The organism is Streptomyces sp. WG7 (assembly GCF_049975785.1).
In the GTDB taxonomy this organism is placed as follows: Bacteria; Actinomycetota; Actinomycetes; order Streptomycetales; family Streptomycetaceae; genus Streptomyces.
This window is the reverse complement of sequence record NZ_JBNGGE010000161.1, coordinates 1-920: the sequence shown is the minus strand read 5'-3', so window position 1 is coordinate 920 and position 920 is coordinate 1. Positions and strand designations below refer to the sequence as shown.

At 69.3% G+C, this 920-nt stretch carries 1 protein-coding gene; it reads left to right on the top strand.

From position 1 onward, the window contains the following. Nucleotides 1-920 (top strand): ketoacyl-synthetase C-terminal extension domain-containing protein (locus ACP4J0_RS38525; RefSeq protein WP_426604108.1); only part of this gene is annotated, 920 nt, incomplete at both ends.

The window sequence follows — 920 nt, the reverse complement described above, 5'->3', positions numbered from 1 at the left end:
TGCTGGTGGTGCAGCGGTTGTCGGATGCTCGCCGTGAGGGGCGTCGGGTGCTGGCGGTCGTGCGGTCCAGCGCGGTGAACCAGGACGGTGCTTCGAATGGGCTGACCGCGCCCAACGGTCCGGCCCAGCGGCGGGTCATCAGGCAAGCCCTGACGAACGGGGGGCTGTCCAGCGCTGATGTGGATGTCGTGGAGGGGCACGGCACGGGGACGGTGCTGGGTGATCCGATCGAGGCGCAGGCGTTGTTGGCTACGTATGGGCAGGATCGGCCGGAGGACCGGCCTCTGCTGCTGGGGTCGTTGAAGTCGAACCTCGGTCACACACAGGCCGCCGCCGGAGTCGCGGGTGTGATCAAGATGGTGATGGCGATGCGGCACGGGGTGCTGCCGCGGACGCTGCATGTGGATGCGCCGTCGTCGAAGGTCGACTGGTCCGAGGGCGGGGTGCGGTTGCTGACCGATGCCACTCCATGGCCGGTGAGTGACCGTCCGCGTCGGGCGGGTGTGTCGTCGTTCGGTGTGTCGGGTACGAACGCGCACGTCATCCTCGAAGCGGCCGAGCCGGTTGAGCCGGTTGGTGTGGTGGGCATGGCGGGCGAGGCCGAGGACGGCCTGGTTGGGGCTGTGGTGCCGTGGGTGGTGTCGGGTAAGTCGGCGGAGGCGGTGCGTGCTCAGGCCGCGCGTCTGCTGGAGTGGGCAGAAGCCGATTCCGGTGTCGATGTGGCTGCTGTGGGGCGGTCGTTGGTGACGTCGCGGTCGTTGTTCGATCACCGTGTGGTGGTGACGGGCGCTGACGGTGATGAGTTGCTGGCGGGGTTGCGGGCTGTGGTGGCGGGTGAGCCGGCGCCGGGTGTGTTCCAGGGGAACGCGGCGGTGGACACGGGTGCCGGTGTGGTGTTCGTGTTCCCGGGCCAGGGCGCT